Origin of the sequence: Gemmatimonas sp., from assembly GCF_027531815.1 — a bacterium.
Lineage (GTDB): Bacteria > Gemmatimonadota > Gemmatimonadetes > Gemmatimonadales > Gemmatimonadaceae > Gemmatimonas.
This window is the reverse complement of record NZ_JAPZSK010000004.1, coordinates 169,109-189,920: the sequence shown is the minus strand read 5'-3', so window position 1 is coordinate 189,920 and position 20,812 is coordinate 169,109. Positions and strand designations below refer to the sequence as shown.

Genomic DNA, 20,812 nt, shown 5'->3' with positions numbered 1-20,812 from the left:
TTGCGCCAGACCGCGTGCGGGACGCCCAATCGTGCTAGCTGAGCCAATTGCAAGGAGTTGCGACAATCAACCTTTAGCGTTTTCTTGGGCAGGCGGATAAATTTGCCGGGTGACTTTTTCCGCACGCGACTCCAGCCCTGCCTCATGGCCACGATCCTCTACGTCGACGACGAGCCGGCAGTCGGCCTGATCCTCGAGGACGCCCTCGCGCACGCCGGTCACACTCCGGTAGGCGCCCGCAGTGTCCCGGAAGCGCTCCGGATCCTCGAGCAAAGTGCGATCGACCTGATCATCTCCGACTACCGCATGCCGGGGCTGACGGGGCTGGAGTTCATCCAGCTCCTCACGCGCGAGGGGTACGACATTCCGCTCATCATGCTGACGGGGCACGCCAGCATCGAGCATGCCGTAGCGAGCATCAAGGCTGGCGCGATCGACTACATCACGAAGCCAGTGCGCCCCCAGCAGCTGGAGCTGGCGGTCGACCAGGCGCTGGAGTTCGTTCGCCTGCGCCGGGAAAACGAATCGCTCCGCAAGGAGGTCATGCAGTTCCGCAACGAACGGCAGATCATCGGCGATTCACCCAGCATCCGCCGCATTCTCCAGACCGTGAGCATGGCCGCCCCCACCCGAGCCACGGTGCTGCTGCAGGGGGAGTCGGGCACCGGGAAGGAACTGTTCGCCCGGGCGATTCACGACCAATCCGAGCGCCGCGACAAGCCCTTCATCAAGCTCAACTGCGCGGCGCTGCCGGAAGGCTTGGTCGAGTCGGCGCTCTTTGGCCACGAAAAGGGTGCCTTCACCGGCGCCATCAAGCGGGTCGAAGGGGCGTTCGAGCGCGCCAACCGCGGCACGCTATTGCTCGACGAAATCTCGGAAATGCGACTCGACCTGCAGGCGAAGCTGCTTCGCGTGTTGCAGGAGCAGGAATTCGAACGCGTCGGCGGCACGACCCCCATCAAAGTGGATGTGCGCATCGTGGCCACCACCAACCGGGATCTGGCCATGGAGGCCGACCACGGGACGTTCCGGCAGGACCTCTACTACAGATTGAGTACCATCCCGGTGCTCATCCCGCCCCTGCGGGAGCGGCCGGAGGACATCCCGGTGCTGGCACTGCGCTTCGCGATGCGCGTCGCCGCGGAACTGGGCAAGAAGATCGAGGGGCTCTCCCCCGACGCGCTCGAGGCGCTCCAGTCTTACCCGTGGCCAGGCAATGTGCGCGAATTGCAGCACGTGATCGAGCGGGCCGTCATTCTCACTCCGGACCCGATCATCCAGCCGCACTGCCTCGAGGGCACGCGCTTCGGTCTGGCCCACTCCCTCGGCAAGCCCAACATGCGCCCGCGCGCCTTCACCACCCCGGGCGTCGGCTCATCGGCCGTGCTGGCGGTATCCGGTGCGGCCGCGGCGCCGGGGGCCGTTGGGGAGGCCGTTGGGGGGGGCAGCACCGCCACCGCCGTCGGCGCCGCCGGCAGCATCGCCCTCAATTCCCTCAATGTGGCCGAGGCGGAACGCGTGCTGATTCAGCACGCGCTGCATGCTGCCGATAATAACCGGACGAAGGCCGCCGAACTCCTGGGGATCAGCGTGCGCACGTTGCGCAACAAGCTGAACGGCCCCGGCAAGGACGACGGCGAGGACTGACGGGTCCCGTGCCCGGCCCCGGTGGCCGGGCACGCCGTCGCCACCACCTCGGCAACTTGGATCACCCTCGATCCGGCAAAACTTTCCGTTTTGCCGGCAATGGTCATGGGCGGTCGAGTCGGCCCGCTCGACGCTGACAGCCTGTCAAGTTGTTGAATTGAAATGCTTTACGGGCCAACTCCGTCGGCCTCGGCGGTTTGGCCCGCACATTGCTTTGCTCCGTACCGGATACGTTCGCCCTTTCACTCCGGTACGTCAGATGCTCTTTGGACTCATCGATCGCGTCACCTCGGCGCCGCAGCTCAAATCGTCGCTCGATCGCAGCGTCGAGCGCTCGCGCGGCATTGCCGATCGCGTTTCCAAGGCCACGCTGCAGAATGGCGACGGCTTTGCCCTCGAGGCCAAGGCCGGCACGCCCCAGCCCCAGCTGAACCCGGTCAACGTGGAAGACGAAATGGTGGCGCTCGCCGACGAGCAGCTCCGCTTCCTCGCGACGTCGCGCCTCCTCGAAAAGACCTACGCCAGTCTCCGCACCGCCATCAAGGGAGGTAACGGCTGATGCCGATCAAGCCGATCCGCCAGCCCGCCCTCCTGCCCGTCCCCGGGCAGCAGGTGGTGCGCCCCATGTTCAAATCCATGGGCATCGCCGCCAGCGGCATCGCCGCCCAGCGTCAGCGCATGGAGGTCATCGCGCAGAACATTGCCAACGCCGACGTCACGCGCGGTCCCGACGGCCAGCCGTACCGGCGCCGCGACGTCGTGCTTGAGGCAGCCACGTCGCAGACCGCCGTCTACAACCCGGGGACGCCGGCGGCCCAGGCCATGGGCTCGAGCGTCGCCAGCAATGGCGTCTTCGGCTCGCCGGCCTTCGACGTACCGGTGACGGCAGACGGGCCCAAACCCATCGAAGTGCCCGTGCTGAGTGCTGCCGGTGGTGTGAACGGCCCCCTCGGCGGCGAGTACGGTGTGCGTGTTGCCGGCATCGCCGAAGACCAGGGACAGGGCCGGCTCGTGTACGAGCCCGGCCATCCCGACGCGAACGAGGCCGGCTACGTGCGCTACCCCGACATCGACACCACGCAGGAACTCGTGAAGCTCATGGACGCCAAACGCATCTACGAAGCCAACGCGGCGGTGTTCAGCACCGCGAAATCCATGCTCCGCGCCGCGCTGGACATCTGAGCCACACCTGATCGCCGCCGTCGTGGCGGCGGGTCCGGGACTCGGTTCGAGGTCACTTCCTCCTCCGTTTCCTCCTCTCCGACATCGCTTCGGGTCCCGGCCCGCCGCTTCCCTCTTTCGCTGTAAGTCCCGTCCATGAGCATCAACGGCATCAACTCCACTCCGCTGCTTCCCAACCTCGGTGCCACCCGCACCGACACGGCGCGCCCCGCGAACGCCGGCAACAACGGCGTCGTGTCGCAGCCGGGACTGCCGCAGCCCCGCACGTCGGCCACCGCGAATGCGCTCAAGCCGCAAATGCCGATCGCCGGACAAGGGGCCGCCCAGTCGGCCGTGCCCGCCGAGGCGCCCCCGGGTACCGACCCGGCCTTCTGGGGGGTGCTCACCGCCGAGGAGCGGAACTTCTTCGCCAAGACGGCGAGTCTCGGGCCCCTCACCTACAGTCGCTTCAAGGATGCCACGACCGCGCAGACGCCCCCGGCGGCGCGCGGCGTGCGCCTCGATGTGCGCGCCTGATTGACGCTCCGCTCTCCGGATTCCCCCATGCAGACCCGCCTCGATCTCTACACCCGCAATCTCACCCTCGGACAGGACCGGCCGCTCGCGACGGCAGTCCCCATCACTGGTGAGAGCGACAACAGCTTCGGCGACACGTTCACCCGGGTGCTCAACGAAGTGTCCGACGCCCGGGATCGCTCCGGCGATCTCACCAAGCGGTTCGCCGCCGGCGAGAACGTCGAGCTGCATCAGGTCATGGCGGCGAGTGAGGAAGCCGGCGTGGCCCTCGATTTGATCATCGAGCTGCGCAACAAGGTCGTCGAGGCCTATCGCAGTGTGATCGCCATGCAGTCCTGAGCAGCGCCACACGATGAATTCGCTTCTCGACAGTCTCTTGGGCCGCCTGGGTGGCGGCCGGCAGCTTGCCATCATCGCCGTCGGGGTGATCGTCACCGCCCTGGTCTTCGGCGTCTCGCGCTGGGCCACGGCGCCCACGATGGTTCCGCTCTACGCCGACGTTCCGGTGGAGAGCGTGAAGGCCATGACCGACAAGCTCACTGAGTCGGGGATCGCCTACGAACTCGATCGCACGGGAACCACGATCATGGTCGGCAGCGGGGATCTCGCGCGGGCGCGCGTGGACCTCGCCGCCGGCGACGTGCCCAACGCGGGCCGTCCGGGCCTCGAGCTGTTCGACAAGCCCACGTGGGGCATGACGGACTTCACGCAGAAGGTGAACTACCGCCGGGCCCTCGAGGGGGAACTCGAGCGGACCATCGGCAAGATGAAGGAAGTCGAGGCGGTGAAGGTCCACCTCGCGCTCGAGGACGAGAAGGCGTTCACGAGCAACTAGCGGCCGAGCAAGGCGAGCGTGACGCTCACCATGCAGGGCGGCTCGCGTCCGGGGCAGGAGACGGTGCAGGGGATCGCGCAGCTCGTCGCGAGCAGCGTGGGCGGACTCGAGCCCGAGCACGTCACGATCGTGGACGAGCGGGGCCAGGCGTTGACCAGGCAGGACGAAGGGTCTCTCGCGGGGCTCACGAGCCGCCAACTGGCCGTGCAGAAGGAAGTCGAGACGTACATGGAGGAGAAGGCGAACAACCTGCTCACCAGCCTCGTGGGCACCGGCAACGCGCGGGTGCAGGTCGCCGCGGTGATCAACTTCGACAAGATCGAACGGACCGTGCAGGCGGTGGACCCCGAGAAGCAGGCCCTGGCCACAGAGCAGAAGGCCGAGGTCACCCCGAGCACACCGCAGCAGGGGGCCGGCTACAGCACGTCGGCCACGTCGTACGAGAACACCAAGAGTGTCGAGAACTTCAGCGGCGCCATCGGCAACGTGAAGAAGCTCACCGTGGCGGTGCTCGTGGCCGACAAGGTGACCTTCCCGGCGCCGGCCGGGGCGGCACCGGCCGATACCACCGCGCCGGTCACGCCACCGGCACCCGTCATCACCGCGCGCACACCCGAGGAAATCGCGCGCATCGAGGCGCTCGTGCGCAATGCGCTCGGGGTGGACAGCACGCGCGGTGACCTCATTTCGGTGGTGAGTGCGCCGTTCGACATGCCGCCACCCGTCGTCTCGAAGGCCGATACGGCCGTCACCGCGACCGACCTGATCGGGCGGATCCAGGCCAATCCCAAGCCGGTGGTGGCGCTCGCGGCGTTGGCGGTGCTGCTCGTGCTCGGCCTCGTGGCCGTGATCATCCTGCGCCCGAAGAAGGTGAAGGCCGTGGGCGATTCGTCGCCACCGGACGCCCTCGCGCGCGGCAGCGGCTATCCTGAACTCGCAGCCGGCACCCAGGCGCAGCTGGCGCTGGGGGATGGCCCGGAGACGTCCGGTGACCAGAACGAAGGCGACGACGCGTCCGAGGAGGCCGTACGCCTGCCGTACCGGTTGCCGCCGATTCCGACGACCCCCGGACGTGAACAGGCCGTCGCCATCGTTGAGCAGCGCCCCGCCGCCGCGCTGCGCGTCGCGCGCCAGTGGCTGCGCCAGTAAGCCAGGTTTCCCACCATGATTGCTCTCGCCAAACATTCCGCTGACCGTTGGGCGCCGGAACGCCTGACTGGACGTCAGAAGGTCGCCATCGTCTGCATGGTGATCGGCGCCGAAGTGGCCGCCAAGCTCACCGGCAATCTGGCCCCCGAGGAAGCCGAGATCGTAGCGCTCGAAATGGCGCAGCTCGACCGCGTACCGCCTGAGACGGTGGAGTTTGTGCTGGGCGAGTGGATGGAGACCACCATTGGCGTGGACTCGCTGACTACCGGCGGTGTCGAACTCGCCAAGGACGTGCTCGAGAAGGCCTTCGGCGTGGCCAAGGCGCAGCAGATCCTCAAGCGCATCCAGGGGCAGATTGCCGACAGCGATCGCTTCGGACGCCTGCGGCGGGCCGACCCGCAGCAGCTTGGCAACACGCTGCGCGGCGAGCACCCCCAGACGATCGCCCTCATCCTGGCCCACCTCGATCCGGCCCACGTCTCCGCCATCATCCGCGAGTTCGATCCGGTGCTGAGCGGCGAGGTCATGTATCGCGTCGCCAAGATGGAGAAGGTCTCGCCCGAGATGATCTCGCTCGTGGAGCGCTTCATCGGCAACGAGGCCGATCTGTCCTTTTCGCAGGGCATGTCGACCGTTGGCGGTCCCGCCGCCGTGGCCGCGGTCCTCAACCTCGTCAGCAGCTCGCTCGAAAAGGAAGTGCTCGACCAGGTTTCCGAGAAGGACACGCAGCTCAGCGACCAGATCAAGAATCTCATGTTCGTCTTCGAGGATCTCGGCTCGCTCGACGACAAGTCGCTGCAACGCCTGCTCCGCGAGGTGGACATCAAGCAGCTCTCCCTCGCCCTCAAGGCGGCGAGCCCCGAACTCAAAACCAAGATCATGGGTACCATGTCGCAGCGCGCCGTGGCCGGCCTCAAGGAGGCCATGGAGTTCCTCGGCCCCGTCAGGATGCGCGACGTGGAGGCTGCGCAGACCGACATCGTCAGCAAGGTCCGCGCGCTCGAGGAGACGGGCGAGATCGTGCTGAGCGGCGGCTCCGACGACTTGCTCGTCTGAGATGAACCGCATGCACGCGACCCCCTGGTCCCTCGACGAGTTCGTGGTCCACGACGTGTTCTTCGCGTCGACGTCCACTGCCGAGTCCAGCCCGAGCGGCGAGGAGCGGGATCCCGGCGCCCTGGAGGCGGAACGCGAGGTCCGCCTCGCCGCCGAGCGGGCCCGTCTCGAGGCAGATGCCTACGCCCGTGGCCGCGCCGACGGTGAGCGCGCGGCCCGGGCCATGGTCGAGCCAGCGTTGCGCACCGCCCTCGGCATGCTCCATGAAGCCGCACAGTCGGTGCGGATTCACGAGTCCCGCTGGGTTGGCAACATCGAGGAGAACATCGCGGCGCTCGCCGTGAGCGTGGCCCGCCACCTCGTGCACCACGAGGTCATCGTCGATCCGTCTTTCGTGACGACGCTCGTTCGACACGCGGTCGCGCAGTATCCGCTGGATCAGGAAATCACGATTCGCGTGGCACCGGAGGACCTCGCCACGTGCCAGGCCGTTCTCGACACGGACACCGACGGTAGCGGGGCGCGAGCCCTGCGCTGGATCGGCGACGCCTCGATCGAGCGCGGTGGCTGCCTCACCGAAGGGCGGGAGCGCATCGTCGACGGCCGCGTGGATACGGCGCTTGAACGCCTGTATCGCAGCATCGCCCGCATCCAGGCCTGACGGAGACGGCTCATGCTTCCCGCGTTCGTCACCCCCGACCTCGTCGCTGACCACCACGCCCCCGGCACCCCCACCCTCGACCTGCTCATCGACCGCGTCGCGCACACCGAACGCTTTGCCGAGTACGGCCGCGTCACCCGCGTCGTCGGCCTCGTGGTCGAAGCCACCGGCATCGACGCGGGACTCGGATCGCTGTGCCGCATCACCAGCCACTCCCGCGATCGTTCGGTGCTCGCCGAAGTGGTGGGGTTCAACGAGCGCAGCGTCCTGCTCATGCCGCTCGGCGAACTCGACGGACTGCACGCCGGCGCGAGCGTGCAGCCGCTCGGGCGCTCCTTCGGTGTCGACGTCGGCCCCGGCCTCCTTGGTCGCGTCCTCAATGGGCTCGGCCATCCCATCGACGGCAAGGGCAAACTCGACACGGTGGAGCGCGTGCCGCTCTCCGCCGAGCCCCCCAATCCCCTCCAGCGCGAAACGATCGAGCGGCCCCTGGAAACCGGCGTGCGCGCCATCGACGGACTGCTCACGATCGGCAGCGGCCAGCGTGTCGGTATCTTCGCCGGGTCCGGGGTGGGCAAGAGCACCATGCTGGGCATGATCGCGCGGCATGCGCAGGCCGATGTGAACGTGATCGCCCTGCTTGGTGAGCGTGGCCGTGAGGTGCGCGAGTTCCTTGAACACTCGCTCGGCGCGGAAGGCCTCGCCCGCTCCGTCGTCATCGTCGCGACCGGCGATCAGGCGGCGCTCGTGCGCGCCCGCGGGGCGCTCGTGGCCACGGCCATCGCGGAATACTTCCGCGATCAGGGCAAGCAGGTGCTGCTCATGGTGGACTCGGTCACGCGCGTCGCGATGGCGTGGCGCGAAATCGGTCTCGCCACCGGTGAACCGCCCACGACCAAGGGCTATCCGCCATCCGTGTTCGCCAACCTGCCGCGGCTGCTCGAGCGGGCCGGCAACGGCGAGCGCGGGGGCATCACCGGCATCTACACGGTCCTCGTGGACGGCGACGATTTCAACGAGCCGGTGGCCGACGCCACACGGTCGATCCTCGATGGCCACATCGTGCTCACCCGGCGGTTGGCGGCGCAGAATCACTTTCCTGCCATCGACGTGCTCGATTCCAAGAGCCGCGTGAAGGATCACATCATCAACGAGACCCAGCGGCGGGCCGGCGGGGCCATGTTGCGCCTGGAGGCAGCGTATCGGGAAAAGGAGGACCTCATCATGGTCGGCGCCTATCAGCAGGGCAGTGACCCGTACGTGGACGCCGCCATTGCCTATCGGCACAAGGTCCTCGAGTTCCTGCAGCAGCGCCCCGATGAGATCACCCACTACGGCGACACGTACGCCCAGCTGACGCAGATCGCCGAGGCGATCGACGCGTCCGTGCGCCGCCGCTAGGCAACGATCGGTGAACTTCCGGTTCCGACTGCAGCGCCTCCTCGAGCTGCGCGAACAACACGAACAGGCGAAGGCGCGCGAGCTCGCGGCTGCACAGGACGTGGCGGTGCAAGCGGTGCAGGCCCGGGAGGCCATCGCCGCCCTGCGCGCCGACTCGCACGCCCACTTGCACCACGTCGCGCGGCGTGAAACACGGATCGGCCATCTCCAGCAGCTTGGCACGGTTCTCGCTTCTCTCGACGAACGATTGGTGGTCGCCACCGACGTCTGCGAGCTGGCGGACGCAGGGGTCCACAAGGCCAGGATGACACTCGAGGAAGCGGCGCGGGACCGGCGCGTTCTCGACCGACTGAAGGAGCGTCACACCGAGGTGTGGCGTGCGGAAACAGCGGCTCGGGACCGGGCGCAGATGGACGAAGCGGCCCTCACGCAGTTTGCGCGCAAGCAGGAAGAAACGACCACTGCCCCGGCAGAGAATGCCGGATGACCCCTCCACGAACGGAATGATTTGATGAAGGCGATGCTCATCCCGATAGCGATCGGACTGCTGGCCGGACTTGGCGGCGGGTCGGGGTACGCGTACATGAAGGCCTCCGCCACGTTCGTCGCCGATTCGACGCGCCGCGCGGCGATGGCCGAGGCGAAGGCGGACTCGGCGGCGCACGATAGTGTCGGCCATGCCGCCAGCGGCGACAGCGCATCGTTGGCCGAGCAGGCGCTGATGACGCCGGCCGACAGCCTGCGGGCACTCGAAGCCGCGCGACAGAGCGGGACGGTCCACGCGCCGGCCGTGCACGGCGCCCCAGAGAAGGGCCCGGCCGCCGTGGCCCGGGCCGCCGCCGAGGCGTCGCACGCGGCACCGGAGGCGAAGCCCGCGCCCGTCACGAAGCCGGCCCCCGACGCGAAGCCGGTGGCGAGCACGGCCAACGCGGCGGCCTCGGCAAAGGCGGCGCGGGATCAGGCGTTACAGACCACGCTCCCGGAGGCCCGGCTCGCCAAGATCTTCGGCGCCATGACGCCCAAGGACGCGGCCAAGGTGCTCGAACAGATGACCGACGGGGACATTCGCGCCATCCTCGCCATGATGAGCGACCGTCAGGCCGCGGCCATCCTCTCCACGCTGCCGGCAGCACGCTCGGCTGCCATCACCAAGGGCGTCGTCAAGCCATGAGCGACCTGCTTTTGATGTCGCCGACGCACCGGGCGGACACCCACCAGCCCCCACGTACCGACCGCCTTGGTCTGGCGCCCGGCGCCGAGCGCGTCGGTCGCCGCGACGGCGTGGTCGATGGCCCGTCGCTCGCCGACAACGATGGGACCCCGCCTACCGGCCGGACGGCATTTGCGCAGCTGCTGGCCCTGCTGGCTGGCCAGAGCGACGTGCGGCGCGCCGATCCCGTGCCGCCACTCCCGGAGCAGGAGCTCTCCCTGGGCTTCGGGGCAGGGCCCGAGGACGGCACTGCGGCGGAGGAGGCCCTGCGGCATGGTCTGCTGCAACTACCCCGGGAGGCGCGCAGCGACATCCTGCACCCGAGCAGCGCCGCTGCCGCGCCAGTGGTGGCCGCGCCAGTGGTGGCCGCGCCAATGATGGCCGCGCCAGTGGTGGCGGCGCCTATGTTCGCCGCACCGGTCACTGATGCGCGCCCCCTTGATGCCTTCGTGGGGGCATCCACGGGGCGCGGCGCCTCCGTGGAGCAGCTGCTGGCGGTCGGCGACGCCCGCGGGGCGGACGTCCGCGCCGCCCTCGATGCCATGCTCGCGCAGGCCGGCACCAGTGCCGGTCTACAGCTCGCAGACACGGCGGGTGCGCGCAAAAGCGCCAAGGCGCTGGCGCGAGAGCTCTTGGCGGAAGTCGATAGCGGCTCACTCGCGGCGGCCGGTACCCTCGCGGAAGGGGCACGGGTCGCTGCACCTGTGGCCAGCGCCACCGAACCGACCTCGCCCACGCGCGATCTCGAGGCGGTCTCGGCCGAACTGCGCGGCCGTGTGCAACGCGTGATCGATCGCATGAGGAACGAGTACGGCCACGATGTGCAGGTCGTGGAGTCTACCCGCTCCCAGGAGCGCCAGGATTGGCTGTACGCACAGGGGCGCACACGCAGCGGACCGGTGGTCACCTGGACCCGCGACTCGGCGCACACGCGCGGCGAGGCCGTGGACGTGATCATCGACGGCTCGTGGGACAGCCCGACCGGGTACGCGCGACTGCAGCGCATCGCCCGCGAGGAAGGACTGCGAACACTCGGCATGAAGGATCCTGGCCATCTCGAACTGGCGAAGGGGCCGGACATGCCCGCCGACCTGACCGCGCGCGTGGACGCGCAGCGCGCCGCAACGTCGGCGCGGAGTGCCGCCGTCGTCGGCCCGTCGAGTGCCGCCGGGGTCGCCCAGGTGGCCGGCGTAGCCCAGGTGGCCAGTACTGCCCGTCCTGCCGACGCGGCCGGTCCGACGACTCCGGTCGTGGCGGGCGCGGTCTCCAGTGCGACCGGCGCGTCGCTCGCCACTCACACCGACCAGCAGCCCCACGGACAGTCGTCCGGACAGGGTGGCCACGGCGAGCACGCCTCGTCGCTCGCCAGCAGCCGCAAAGCCGAGCGCGCGACGCGGAGCGAGGGCGCCGACAGCTATGGCGCGTTGTCGCTCGGCGCCCACGCGATGGCCGCCAGCGAGCGCCTCGGGTCGTCTGCAGCCCCCAGTGCGTCGGCAAGCATCACTGGTACGCAGGCGCAGCGCGTGTCGGAGATTCAGGCACTGCGGGCCGACGCTCCGGCATCGCCACTCAGTCGCATGACGCTCAACGTCGAAGGTGCCAACGGCGTGACGCAACAGGTCACGGTGGACCTGCGCGGCAGCGTCGTGAGCACGCAGATCAGCACCGACGCCGCGACGGCCGACCGCCTCCGGCTGCGCACGGCCGACCTGCAGGACGCGCTGGGCCGGCATGGTCTCGAAAGTGATTCGGTGACGATCAGCGGACGCATGCCGCCGGATACCACCGAGACCCTACGGGCGGTGAGCAGCGACCGGGATCCCGCGAAGGTGACGGTCGCCACGTCGGCCAATGCGCAGGATGGTTCCAACGCCAACGGGCAACGTGAACGCAACCCTGCGCGCGAGTGGGACCAGGAGCAGACGCGCCGCGAGCAGGGCGCGCGCGCCCGTGATCAGCGGGAGCAGCGCGATCAGCAGCAGGATCGCCAGCGCCCGCGCCCCGACTTCCTCTTCGGTACGCCAACATGATCAGTGCCGTTCGCCCCCCGTTCGCGCCGCCGGCGTTCAATACGACCGGCCCGACCCCCCCCCCTACCACCCCCACGACTCCCGCTCAGCCACCGGTTGGTCCAGCCACTCCCGCTCAGCCACCGGTTGGTCCAGCCCAGCCTTCCGCACCCCGGGCGCTGCCGGCGAATCCGAAAGCCATGGGGCGCGACGAGTTTCTCAAGCTGCTCGTCTCCCAACTCAAGAATCAGGATCCGCTCAATCCGATGGATGGCAAGGATATGGCTGCGCAGCTGGCGCAGTTCTCTTCCGTCGAGCAACTGCTCCAGATCAACAAGAGCTTGGAGGCCCAGGCGACCCGCGATGCGGAGATCGTCGACGCCATCACGACGCTTGGCGAAACCCAGGAGTCCCGGGCCGACGAGCTCGCGCAACTCATCGAGGGGCAGATGGCGATGGGCACTGTCGGCAAGATCGGGGTGACGCCGGGCAACACCGTCTTCGTCGATCGTGACGGCCTGGGGCCACTCGTGGTGGACACGGGGACCCGCGTCGGCACCGGACGCGTCACGGTGACCAACAGCAAGGGCGAGGTCGTCGGCACCGCGAATGTCGAGGTCACGAAGGCCGGCCAGCAGTCGTTCGAACTGGGCAACCTGTTCTCCAACCCCAAGCTCCCGGCCGGGCAGTACACCTACAAGTTCGAGGTCGCTGCCACCGGCGGCCCGTTCCAGGCCGTCAAGACGTTCACGGCCGGCCGGATCACCGGTATGAAGTATGAGAACGGCAACCCCATCCTAATCATCGGCGACTCGCTCACCCTGCCGATGTCGCAACTCACGCAAATCCGCGCCTGAGGATCACTCACACATGCTTCGCTCTCTCTTCGCCGGCGTCTCCGGCCTGCGCAACAGCCAGGTGCGCATGGACGTCATCGGCAACAACATCGCCAACGTCAACACGGTGGCCTTCAAGGCAGGTCGCGTCACGTTCAAGGAAGGCTTCGCGCAGCTCCTGCAGGGTGCGAGCCGTCCCCCCGGTGATCAGGGTGGTATCAATCCCATCCAGATCGGCCTCGGGATGCAGGTCGGCTCCATCGACCAGATCTTCAATCAGGGCAACATCGAAACGACGGGGCTCAACACCGACATCGCGATTCAGGGCGACTCGTTCTTCGTGGTGCGCAAAGGCAACCAGAGCTTCTACACGCGCGCCGGCAATTTCCAGATCGACGCCATCGGCCAGCTGGTGAGCCCGGCGAACGGCTTCATCGTACAGGGGCGCATGTACGAGAACGGCTTGCCACTGGATGGCATGCGGGACATCAAGCTGCCCTTTGGCCAGCGGGTGTCGGCCAAGCCCACCACCGAAGCCACGCTCGCCGGTAACCTCAACGCCTCGGCGACGATCTTCCAGGGCAACTTCAATGATCCGCTGGTCCGCGCCGATCCGATCAACGAGAAGGCGTGGACCGAGACGCAGATCGGCGTGTTCGATTCACAGGGCACGCGGCACGACGTGAAGCTGCAGATGTGGAAGACGGGCCCGAACACCTGGAATTGGCGGATCGATCCCAAGGCGTCAGCACAGACCTTCGAAGTCGAAACGAACGGCAGCTCGCCGCCGGGCAACGTCCCTCTGCCCGTCCCACCGGCCGGCTACGAGATCCTGCCCGCGAACGTACGGGTGTCCAGCCCGGCAGGCGTGGAGTACGCCTCCCCTGCCGACTTCTCCTTCACTGCCGGCCCACCGCCGGCCCTGCAGTTCACGAGCAGCATGCCCTCGAACGCCGTGATCCGCGTGGGGTACTTCATGAGCCCCACCACGGCCACGCCGAGCGAGAACAGCGGGACGTTCGACTTCGACCAGTCGGGCATTCTCAACACGGACGTCGTCGCGTCGCTCAATTTCGCCGTGCCGGGCGCCAACGCAGTGCGCATCGACCTCAAGTTGGGGGGCGGGGTGAATGGCCTCACGCAGTTCGCCTCCACCGCCAGCACCGCCGTGTTGCGCGACCAGAACGGCTTCACGGCCGGGACCCTGCAGGACTTCTCGATCGATCGGCTCGGTCTCATCACCGGCTTCTTCACGAACGGCACCACGAATCCCCTCGCGCGCATCGTGCTGGCCGACTTCAACAATCCGTCGGGCCTGCTCCGCATTGGCGACAACATGTACCAGGAATCGGCCAACTCGGGTTCGGGGGTGCTCGGCTTCGCCCTCGAGGGCGCGCAGTCGCAGCTCACCAGCGGCGCCCTCGAAATGTCCAACGTGGACCTGGCACAGGAATTCGCGAACATGATCGTGGCGCAGCGCGGGTTCCAGGCGAACGGCAAAGTCGTCTCGACCAGCGACGAGCTTCTGCAGGAGCTGATCAACTTGAAGCGGTAATGAGTAGGCCGTAGGCAGCAGGATAGGCACCTTGCCGTCTGCCCGCCGCTCCCTCTTGGGGGGCGGGGGGCAGGGGGCAGGGGCCAATGCCGCGGTTGGCGCACGGTCGCCATTGCCGCGATCGGGGTGCCGAATGATTTCCTTAATCCAGAATGCGAGCGCTCGGCGGAATTTCTTGCCGCCTCGACGAGGCCGTGCGGTTTTTGCCGGGTGCATTCCGCTGAAACCAGCCGATGGCCGGCCCTCGCGAAAATAACGCAAGATATTGCAGGACAACATTTTACGATGCCACCGGCGGAGATACACACGCGTGGCACGACCCCTGCTTTCCCTGGGCGTGACGTCTTCACCTCCGCCCGCACCGTTCCATGGCTAATCAACAGACTCCGGCACCCGACGCCGCCGCCGCTGCCCCGGCTAAGCCCAAGCTCCCTGTCCTCATCGGCATGGTGGCCGTGGGGTTGCTGGTGGGGGGTGGCACCGGCGCCGCCTTTGTCGGCCCGATCGTTGCCAAGAAGATGGGCAAGAGCGCTCCCGTCGTGGCACACGCCGATGGCGAGCATGCGGATAGCACCGCCGACGAGGCCGCTGCGACATCCGAGGGCGGCGAGGCACCGGCGGAGGGAGAAGTCCCTGCGCTGCTGCTGCTCGAGAACCTCGTGCTCAATCCCGCCGCCAGCGGCGGCGGCCGTTACCTGCTGTTCTCGGTGGCTATCGAAGCCGGCAGCAGCAAGGCGAGCGAGGAGTTCGCGGCCCGTGATGCGGAGCTGCGCGACCTCATCCTCACCGCGTTGGGGGTGAAGACGGTGGAGGAGCTGACGGAGATCGCAAGCCGCGAACAGTTCAAGGCCGAGCTGCTGACCGTCATCAACGCGAAGTTCGGCAAGAAGGCCGTGAAGAGCCTCTACTTCCCGCAGTTCGTCGTCCAGTAAGCGCCCTTCATGTCGATTCGACCGCAATGAGCACGGAAGCCCTCTCCCAGAACGACATCGATCGCCTGCTCGGCGGGAACGCGCCCCGAACAGACGGTGCGCTGGACGCGCCGGTCGCGGCGCTCGCACCGTCGCCATTCGATGTGCAGGTGTACGACTTTCGTCGTCCGCACCGCGTGTCGAAGGAACGTCTGCGCACTCTGGAGGCCATGTACGAGCGCCTCGTGAAGGGGCTCGAGATGTGGCTCATCTCGCGCATGCGCGGCCAGATCGAGGTGCGGCTGCAGAGTGTGGAGCAGTTCTCCTTCGCCGAGTTCACGCTCTCACTGCCGATGCCCTGCACCTCGTACATCTTCGACATCACCGGCACGGGCCAGAAAGGCGTCCTCGATATCGGCCCCGAGTTCAGCACGTTCCTGGTCGACCGCTTTTTCGGTGGAGAGGGAGCCGGCGCGTCGCTGACGCGGGTGCTCACCCCCATCGAGCGCATGGCCGTGCGCAGCGTGGCTGACAAGATCACCGCGCTGCTGGAGGAGATCTGGCAGGACCACGTGCCGTTGGACCTCAGCATCACGGGGTTCGAGTCCTCGCCGGAAATCCTGCAGGTGATCAACCGCGAGGATCCGGTGCTCGTGGCCAACCTCGAGTTCAGCACCGGCAACGTCAGCAGCCTGCTGCTGCTGTGCCTTCCCCTGACCGTCCTCGACAAGTTCTTCACGTCGAGCGGTCAGCAGCGTCTGGCCCTGCTCTCCACCAACGATCGGGAACGCGAGCAGACACGCCAGCGCAGCGAAGCCGCGCTGCGCGCGACCAAGGTGCCGCTCACGGCGCGCCTGCCCGACTTCCGGCTCAGCATGCGCGACCTGTCGCAGATCATCGAGGGGAGCATCATCCCCACGGGTATCCCGAAGGACGCGCGCGTGATTGTACGCGCCGGTACGCAGGACCGCTTCATCGGGCACGCCGGACGCGTGAACGGCAATCTCGCGGTGCGCATCCTGGACGCGCTCCCCTCTCCCCCGTCGAATTCCTGACCCCTCTGCCGATGAACACCGCCGAAATTGATGCCCTGGTCGCGAGCGCGCAGGCCGCCAAGGCTGCCGGGCAGCCGATCTCGACTATCATGCCCGACGCGGGCGCGGCCACCGTCGCGCCGGCTATGCACGCGCCCCAATTTGCCGATTTCAAGCAGACCATGCTGGGTGGCACCGAGGTGCCGATCAGCATGTTGCTCGATCTCACCCTGCCCGTCTCCATCGAACTCGGACGGACGAGCATGATGGTGCAGGAGATCCTGCGCCTGGGCCGGGGCTCGGTCATCCAGCTGGACCGCCTCGCCGGCGAACCGATCGACATCTTCGTGGGCGATCGTCGCTTTGCCGAGGGCGAGGTCGTGGTGCTCGGCGAGCACTTCGGGGTGCGCATCACGCGCATCCTGGCAACGCCAAGCGCTGCCGCGACCGCCGCTCCCGCGAGCGCGGCCTGAGGCGCATGACCGTCGTCGTTCACCTTCCCACCTGAATCTCGGCCGTCCATGCTGATCGCGTCACTCGGGGTGATCGCCGCCCTCGCCTTCGTCCTCGGCCTCGGGGCCGTGTGCCTGTGGGCGCTGAAGCGCTGGGGCATGGGGTCCCTGTCGGCCAAGACGCGCGTTCCCGTGGAAGTGGTCCAGCGGGTCCCATTGGGGCCGAAGACCGGGCTGACCGTCGTGCGCGTCGGCGAAAAGGTCGTGGCGCTTGCCGTGGGAGAAGGCGGGGTCACCACGCTCTTCGAGCTCGACGAGCGTGATCGGCAGCAGGTGATTGCGAGTAGCGCCGTGCCGGTGCCGCACCGGTCGAGCGCTCAGGCGGCGGCCGCGTACCGCCCGCTCGTGCCGGCCTTCTTTGCCGGCCAGTTCGGGCGCCTGCTTGGCCAACAGCTCGAGACGGAGGCTGGCCCTGCTCACGAGGTGGCGCGCCCCGACACGGCGGCGCCAGTGGGGGGCCCGGCCTTCGCGCCCCTGTCCCTCACCGAGCGCGCCGAGATCCCGCGCTTTCTCACGGCGCCCCTTACCACGAGCCGTGGGACCCCGCTGACGTACGCGTCGCCCGTCCGACGGTCGTCCGCCGCTCGTGACTTCGGGTCTCTGTTCGACCTGTCGCTGGGTGGGGCCGCCCGAGTGGCGGCCCTGCTCGCCGGCGTCACGATGGCGTCCGCCTCGACGCTCGTGGCCCAGACCCCCGCGACGCAGCCGCCCGTGGTGCAGCCGCCCGTGGTGCCGCCGGCGTCCGCCTCGACGCCCCCCACGGCCATCCGTACGGCGACCCCGGCGACCGCGCCGCTCGTGATCGACATACCAAAGCTCGACCTCGCGCCGCTCGTCCCCATCACGATCGGCCAGCCGCCGGCCGCGCCGCCGCGCCCGGCCGCGCGCCTCACGACCCCCCGCGCCATCGGGCCCGCCACCCAACCGCCGCCGGTTCCACGTCCAGGCAATGGGGCCGCCGTGACGGCGCAGGCCACCGCGCCCCGTCAGCCCATGAACCGCGTGGTGCTGGACAGCGCCACCGACGTGCCACCCAAGGCCCAGAGCGCGTCACCGGCGCCCATCGCCGCTGATGAGGCCATCATGCGCATGATGCCGCAGATGGATGTCCAGCTGGGCGGCGACGCCGAAAACGGGGGACTGCGCCTGAACGGCACCGTTGGCATTGTCATCATGATGGGGCTGCTCACGCTGCTCCCGACGTTGCTGCTCATGATGACGGGCTTCACCCGCATTCTCATCGTGCTGCAGTTCCTCAAGCAGGCCATGGGTACACAGAGCGCGCCGCCCGGCCAGCTGCTCGCGGCCATGGCGTTGCTGCTGACCGGCTTCGTCATGGGGCCCACGCTCGCCGAGATGAATCGCACGGCCATCACGCCCTGGCTTGATGGCAAGATGACCCAGGTGGAAATGATGTCGGCAGGCGTGAAGCCGATGCGCACCTTCATGCTCAAGCAGACGCGGGAGAGCGACGTCCGGACCTTTGTCGAACTGAGTCGCCTGCCGCGCCCCGCCACTGTGGACGACGTGCCGCTGCATGTCCTGATGTCCGCGTTCGTGGCGAGCGAACTGCGTACGGCCTTCCAGATTGGCTTCGCGATCTACTTGCCGTTCATCATCATCGACACCGTGGTGGCGAGCGTACTCATGAGCATGGGCATGTTCATGCTGCCCCCAGCGATGATCTCGCTGCCGTTCAAGCTGCTGCTCTTCGTGCTCGTCGACGGATGGAGCCTCACCATCACGAGCCTGGTACAGAGCTTCAAGTAGCCCGCTCCCACCGCGCCCCGGACGGGGCTGCGCCCGGGCGGGGTGCCCGACGGGCCCCGAGGCCGGGTGCACACCGTGCAGCAATTACCGTCCGCCGTCTGGTAGGCGCGGCGCGATGCATCAGACCCGGCAAGACTTGCCGGGACACCGCGCCTGGATCCGCGTCGCCAGCGATCTCGTAACACATTGCAATACAAGCTGATACGCACTCCCGCGGGCTCATCACCATGCTGGCACCATCCCTGCACAAGGTGGTCTCGGCAGCCTCGCTCGACTCCTGAAGCCCGACCGCCTGTGTCCCATCAACTCGTCATCGATCTCACCCGCGACGCCATCATGACCGCCCTCATGATCGCGGCCCCCCTGTTGCTCATTGCGCTGGGGGTCGGGCTCGTCGTCTCGATCATGCAATCCGTCACGCAGATCCAGGAACAGACGCTCACGTTCGTGCCCAAGCTCATTCTGGTGGGTGGCGCCTTCATCGTCGGCATGCCGTGGCTGCTCCAGATCCTCATCAAGTTCACGTCCTCGATCATCCGCGGGATTCCCGCGATGGTCGCCTGAGCCGTCTCCACCCGTCGACCGGCCCGTGAACTCGCTGATCTTCGGCCTCCCCGACCTCTTCGCGCCCGGCGTCGCGACCGCCACGGTGCTGACGGCGCTACGCGTGGGTGGGCTGTTGCTGGTGGCACCCGCCTGGTCGGCCAAGTCCGTGCCCATGCGACTGCGCGCGGCACTCATCGTGATGTTCGCCGTGCTCCTGCTGCCCGCGGCACTTGAATCTGCCGATCCCACGGGGCTCGCGATCACCCCTGCCACGTTTCTCGCGGAGACGGTCGTGGGGTTCGCGCTCGGGTTCGCGGCCGCCCTCGTGGTCGCCGGAGTCGAGTTTGCAGGGGAACTCGCCACCAACACCATCGGTCTCTCCGGCGCGGCGATCTTCGACCCGCTCAGCAATACCCAGGGCGCGCTGTTCGCGAGCTTCATGCAGCTGCTCGCCGTCACGCTGCTGCTGCTCGCCGGCGGACACCTGCTGATGATCGAGGCCGTGGCGAAGAGCTTCCACGTGATGCCGCTCGGCGGACCGCTCGCCCTCGATCGCGGCCTCCTGCCGCTCGTGAAGGCGGGCGCGCAGATCTTCGCCAGTGGCCTGCAGTTCGCCGCGCCCATCATCGCCGCCATCCTGCTGACCAACATCGCGCTGGCCGTGCTCGGGCGCGCGGCACCGCAGCTGCAGGTCATGAGTCTTGCCTTCCCGCTGCAGATCGGCGTCGGCCTACTCACCTTCGCGGGCTCCATCGGTCTCGTGGTGCAAGCGCTCAGCGGCTGGACCACGCCGTACCATCAGACCCTCGACTCCTTTGCGCGGGCGGCCCTGGTGGCCCCGGCGCCGGCGACGGGGGCGTCGCGATAACGACCGATGGCAGAGAACGAGTCCGGCGAAAAGACCGAAGAACCCACTGGCAAACGCCTCGATGACGCGCGGGAGAAGGGGCAAATCGCCAAGAGCCCCGAGTTCGTCACGGCCGCCTTCCTCCTTGGCTCCCTCGTGGTCTTTTCCTTTGCGGGACCACCGCTGTGGCGCTTTCTCGTGGAGACCGTCGGCGGGACGCTCGCCACAGCGGGGGACGGCGCACACGAGGGGGTCGGCCTCATCACCTACCTCCAGGCGCTCAGCTTCCGCGTCATCGTGAGCATCGTGTCGGCCATGGCCTCACTCGCCGTGATCGCCATCGCCGTGCAGGCCCTGCAGACCGGTGGCCTCCTCACCACGAAGACCCTCGAGCCCAAGTTCGAGCGTCTCAACCCGATCAGCGGCGTCAAGCGCATGCTCGGCCTGCAGGGATGGGTGGAGCTGGCGAAGGGGATGCTCAAGATGGTCATCGTGAGCTATGCCGTGTACGCCACGCTGCAGGACGCGTGGCCCGACGTCCTGGCCCTCGCCGTGTCCCCGTCCCCGATGGCGCTCATGGAGCTCGTGAACGCCTACAGCTTCGCGTTGCTCCGCAATGCCGGCTTCATGTTCCTCGTTCTTGCGCTCGCCGATTACGGCTTCCAGCGCTGGAAGACGAACGAGGACCTCAAGATGACGAAGCAGGAAGTCAAGGAGGAAATGAAGTCGCAGGAAGGCAACGCCGAAATGAAGGGGCGTCGCCGCCAGGTCGCGCGCGAGCGCGTGCGGCGCACGATGTTCGCGAGCGTGAAGACCGCCGACGTGGTGCTGGTGAACCCTACGCACATCGCGATTGCCATCAAGTACGACCCCGCGGTGGCGCCGGCACCGTACATCGTCGCGCTGGGCGAACGCAAGATCGCGCAGCGGATCAAGGAGCTGGCCTTTCAGCATGGCGTGCCCGTGATCGAAAACAAGCCGCTCGCCCGGGCCCTCATCAAGATCGCGAAGGTCGGCACCATGATTCCGGTGGAGATGTATCTGGCCATCGCGGAGGTGCTGGCCTTCGTAATGCGTGAGAAGCAGCGCCATGGCGCCGGCTGGCGCGGTACGGCCGCCGCCTGAGGAGACCTGC

General features: G+C 67.8%; 21 protein-coding genes and 1 pseudogene. All 22 read left to right on the top strand.

Features of this window, described 5'->3' with window-relative positions:
• Window positions 1-144 precede the first annotated feature (144 nt).
• Window positions 145-1,647 (top strand): sigma-54 dependent transcriptional regulator, encoded by a 1,503-nt coding sequence (locus O9271_RS04710; protein WP_298266538.1) that lies wholly within the window; start codon window positions 145-147, stop codon window positions 1,645-1,647.
• A 259-nt stretch (window positions 1,648-1,906) separates the two neighbouring features.
• Window positions 1,907-2,206 (top strand): hypothetical protein, encoded by a 300-nt coding sequence (locus tag O9271_RS04705; RefSeq protein ID WP_298266536.1) that lies wholly within the window; start codon window positions 1,907-1,909, stop codon window positions 2,204-2,206.
• Complete coding sequence (locus tag O9271_RS04700) at window positions 2,206-2,829, top strand: flagellar basal body rod protein FlgC (protein ID WP_298266534.1); 624 nt, start codon at window positions 2,206-2,208, stop codon at window positions 2,827-2,829. Before O9271_RS04705 ends, O9271_RS04700 begins: the two co-directional genes overlap by 1 nt.
• Window positions 2,830-2,964: 135 nt before the next feature.
• Entirely contained in the window at window positions 2,965-3,345 is a 381-nt protein-coding gene (locus O9271_RS04695) for a hypothetical protein (RefSeq protein ID WP_298266532.1), read from the top strand.
• A gap of 27 nt (window positions 3,346-3,372) precedes the next feature.
• Entirely contained in the window at window positions 3,373-3,684 is a 312-nt protein-coding gene (gene fliE, locus O9271_RS04690; protein ID WP_298266530.1) for a flagellar hook-basal body complex protein FliE, read from the top strand.
• A gap of 13 nt (window positions 3,685-3,697) precedes the next feature.
• Window positions 3,698-4,324, top strand: a pseudogene (fliF, locus tag O9271_RS04685) (flagellar basal-body MS-ring/collar protein FliF); the annotation flags it as partial.
• Window positions 4,325-4,408: 84 nt separating this feature from the next.
• Window positions 4,409-5,329 (top strand): flagellar M-ring protein FliF C-terminal domain-containing protein, encoded by a 921-nt coding sequence (locus O9271_RS04680; RefSeq protein WP_298267236.1) that lies wholly within the window; start codon window positions 4,409-4,411, stop codon window positions 5,327-5,329.
• 15 nt (window positions 5,330-5,344) lie between these two features.
• Window positions 5,345-6,385: a flagellar motor switch protein FliG gene (gene fliG, locus O9271_RS04675; protein WP_298266528.1), complete on the top strand. Its 1,041-nt coding sequence runs from the start codon at window positions 5,345-5,347 to the stop codon at window positions 6,383-6,385.
• A gap of 10 nt (window positions 6,386-6,395) precedes the next feature.
• Window positions 6,396-7,046 (top strand): FliH/SctL family protein, encoded by a 651-nt coding sequence (locus O9271_RS04670; protein WP_298266526.1) that lies wholly within the window; start codon window positions 6,396-6,398, stop codon window positions 7,044-7,046.
• A gap of 12 nt (window positions 7,047-7,058) precedes the next feature.
• The gene (locus O9271_RS04665) at window positions 7,059-8,447 is read left to right on the top strand and encodes a FliI/YscN family ATPase (protein ID WP_298266525.1); all 1,389 of its coding nucleotides are present in this window, start codon (window positions 7,059-7,061) and stop codon (window positions 8,445-8,447) included.
• Window positions 8,448-8,457: 10 nt separating this feature from the next.
• On the top strand, window positions 8,458-8,934 hold the full coding sequence (gene fliJ / locus O9271_RS04660; RefSeq protein WP_298266523.1) for a flagellar export protein FliJ: 477 nt from the start codon (window positions 8,458-8,460) through the stop codon (window positions 8,932-8,934).
• A 33-nt stretch (window positions 8,935-8,967) separates the two neighbouring features.
• Complete coding sequence (locus O9271_RS04655) at window positions 8,968-9,618, top strand: hypothetical protein (protein WP_298266521.1); 651 nt, start codon at window positions 8,968-8,970, stop codon at window positions 9,616-9,618.
• Entirely contained in the window at window positions 9,615-11,687 is a 2,073-nt protein-coding gene (locus O9271_RS04650; protein ID WP_298266519.1) for a M15 family metallopeptidase, read from the top strand. Before O9271_RS04655 ends, O9271_RS04650 begins: the two co-directional genes overlap by 4 nt.
• Window positions 11,688-11,866: 179 nt before the next feature.
• Complete coding sequence (locus O9271_RS04645) at window positions 11,867-12,523, top strand: flagellar hook capping FlgD N-terminal domain-containing protein (RefSeq protein ID WP_298266517.1); 657 nt, start codon at window positions 11,867-11,869, stop codon at window positions 12,521-12,523.
• 13 nt (window positions 12,524-12,536) lie between these two features.
• A complete protein-coding gene (locus O9271_RS04640) occupies window positions 12,537-14,057 on the top strand; it encodes a flagellar hook protein FlgE (protein WP_298266515.1) in 1,521 nt (506 codons plus the stop codon).
• Between the two features lie 368 nt (window positions 14,058-14,425).
• Window positions 14,426-14,989 carry a flagellar basal body-associated FliL family protein gene (locus tag O9271_RS04635; protein ID WP_298266513.1) on the top strand — a complete coding sequence of 188 codons (564 nt, stop codon included), beginning with the start codon at window positions 14,426-14,428 and terminating at the stop codon, window positions 14,987-14,989.
• A gap of 26 nt (window positions 14,990-15,015) precedes the next feature.
• The gene (locus O9271_RS04630) at window positions 15,016-16,023 is read left to right on the top strand and encodes a FliM/FliN family flagellar motor switch protein (RefSeq protein ID WP_298266511.1); all 1,008 of its coding nucleotides are present in this window, start codon (window positions 15,016-15,018) and stop codon (window positions 16,021-16,023) included.
• A gap of 11 nt (window positions 16,024-16,034) precedes the next feature.
• Window positions 16,035-16,475: a flagellar motor switch protein FliN gene (fliN, locus tag O9271_RS04625; protein ID WP_298266509.1), complete on the top strand. Its 441-nt coding sequence runs from the start codon at window positions 16,035-16,037 to the stop codon at window positions 16,473-16,475.
• A 48-nt stretch (window positions 16,476-16,523) separates the two neighbouring features.
• Entirely contained in the window at window positions 16,524-18,284 is a 1,761-nt protein-coding gene (gene fliP, locus O9271_RS04620; protein ID WP_298266506.1) for a flagellar type III secretion system pore protein FliP, read from the top strand.
• A gap of 294 nt (window positions 18,285-18,578) precedes the next feature.
• A complete protein-coding gene (gene fliQ, locus O9271_RS04615; protein WP_291260267.1) occupies window positions 18,579-18,848 on the top strand; it encodes a flagellar biosynthesis protein FliQ in 270 nt (89 codons plus the stop codon).
• A 25-nt stretch (window positions 18,849-18,873) separates the two neighbouring features.
• Window positions 18,874-19,698, top strand: coding sequence for a flagellar biosynthetic protein FliR (locus tag O9271_RS04610; RefSeq protein ID WP_298266504.1), 825 nt, complete (start codon window positions 18,874-18,876; stop codon window positions 19,696-19,698).
• A gap of 6 nt (window positions 19,699-19,704) precedes the next feature.
• On the top strand, window positions 19,705-20,802 hold the full coding sequence (locus O9271_RS04605) for an EscU/YscU/HrcU family type III secretion system export apparatus switch protein (protein WP_298266502.1): 1,098 nt from the start codon (window positions 19,705-19,707) through the stop codon (window positions 20,800-20,802).
• The last annotated feature ends 10 nt before the right edge of the window (window positions 20,803-20,812 follow it).

Excerpts from the sequence above, each read along its gene's own strand:
- O9271_RS04640 (WP_298266515.1), top strand. The coding sequence starts at position 12,537 with ATGCTTCGCTCTCTCTTCGCCGGCGTCTCCGGCCTGCGCAACAGCCAG.
- O9271_RS04700 (WP_298266534.1), top strand. The coding sequence starts at position 2,206 with ATGCCGATCAAGCCGATCCGCCAGCCCGCCCTCCTGCCCGTCCCCGGG.
- O9271_RS04630 (WP_298266511.1), top strand. The coding sequence starts at position 15,016 with ATGAGCACGGAAGCCCTCTCCCAGAACGACATCGATCGCCTGCTCGGC.
- O9271_RS04665 (WP_298266525.1), top strand. The coding sequence starts at position 7,059 with ATGCTTCCCGCGTTCGTCACCCCCGACCTCGTCGCTGACCACCACGCC.
- O9271_RS04645 (WP_298266517.1), top strand. The coding sequence starts at position 11,867 with ATGGGGCGCGACGAGTTTCTCAAGCTGCTCGTCTCCCAACTCAAGAAT.
- O9271_RS04710 (WP_298266538.1), top strand. The coding sequence starts at position 145 with ATGGCCACGATCCTCTACGTCGACGACGAGCCGGCAGTCGGCCTGATC.
- fliG (WP_298266528.1), top strand. The coding sequence starts at position 5,345 with ATGATTGCTCTCGCCAAACATTCCGCTGACCGTTGGGCGCCGGAACGC.
- O9271_RS04650 (WP_298266519.1), top strand. The coding sequence starts at position 9,615 with ATGAGCGACCTGCTTTTGATGTCGCCGACGCACCGGGCGGACACCCAC.
- O9271_RS04655 (WP_298266521.1), top strand. The coding sequence starts at position 8,968 with ATGCTCATCCCGATAGCGATCGGACTGCTGGCCGGACTTGGCGGCGGG.
- O9271_RS04635 (WP_298266513.1), top strand. The coding sequence starts at position 14,426 with ATGGCTAATCAACAGACTCCGGCACCCGACGCCGCCGCCGCTGCCCCG.
- fliP (WP_298266506.1), top strand. The coding sequence starts at position 16,524 with ATGCTGATCGCGTCACTCGGGGTGATCGCCGCCCTCGCCTTCGTCCTC.
- O9271_RS04705 (WP_298266536.1), top strand. The coding sequence starts at position 1,907 with ATGCTCTTTGGACTCATCGATCGCGTCACCTCGGCGCCGCAGCTCAAA.
- fliE (WP_298266530.1), top strand. The coding sequence starts at position 3,373 with ATGCAGACCCGCCTCGATCTCTACACCCGCAATCTCACCCTCGGACAG.
- O9271_RS04605 (WP_298266502.1), top strand. The coding sequence starts at position 19,705 with ATGGCAGAGAACGAGTCCGGCGAAAAGACCGAAGAACCCACTGGCAAA.
- O9271_RS04695 (WP_298266532.1), top strand. The coding sequence starts at position 2,965 with ATGAGCATCAACGGCATCAACTCCACTCCGCTGCTTCCCAACCTCGGT.
- fliN (WP_298266509.1), top strand. The coding sequence starts at position 16,035 with ATGAACACCGCCGAAATTGATGCCCTGGTCGCGAGCGCGCAGGCCGCC.
- O9271_RS04680 (WP_298267236.1), top strand. The coding sequence starts at position 4,409 with ATGGAGGAGAAGGCGAACAACCTGCTCACCAGCCTCGTGGGCACCGGC.
- O9271_RS04670 (WP_298266526.1), top strand. The coding sequence starts at position 6,396 with ATGCACGCGACCCCCTGGTCCCTCGACGAGTTCGTGGTCCACGACGTG.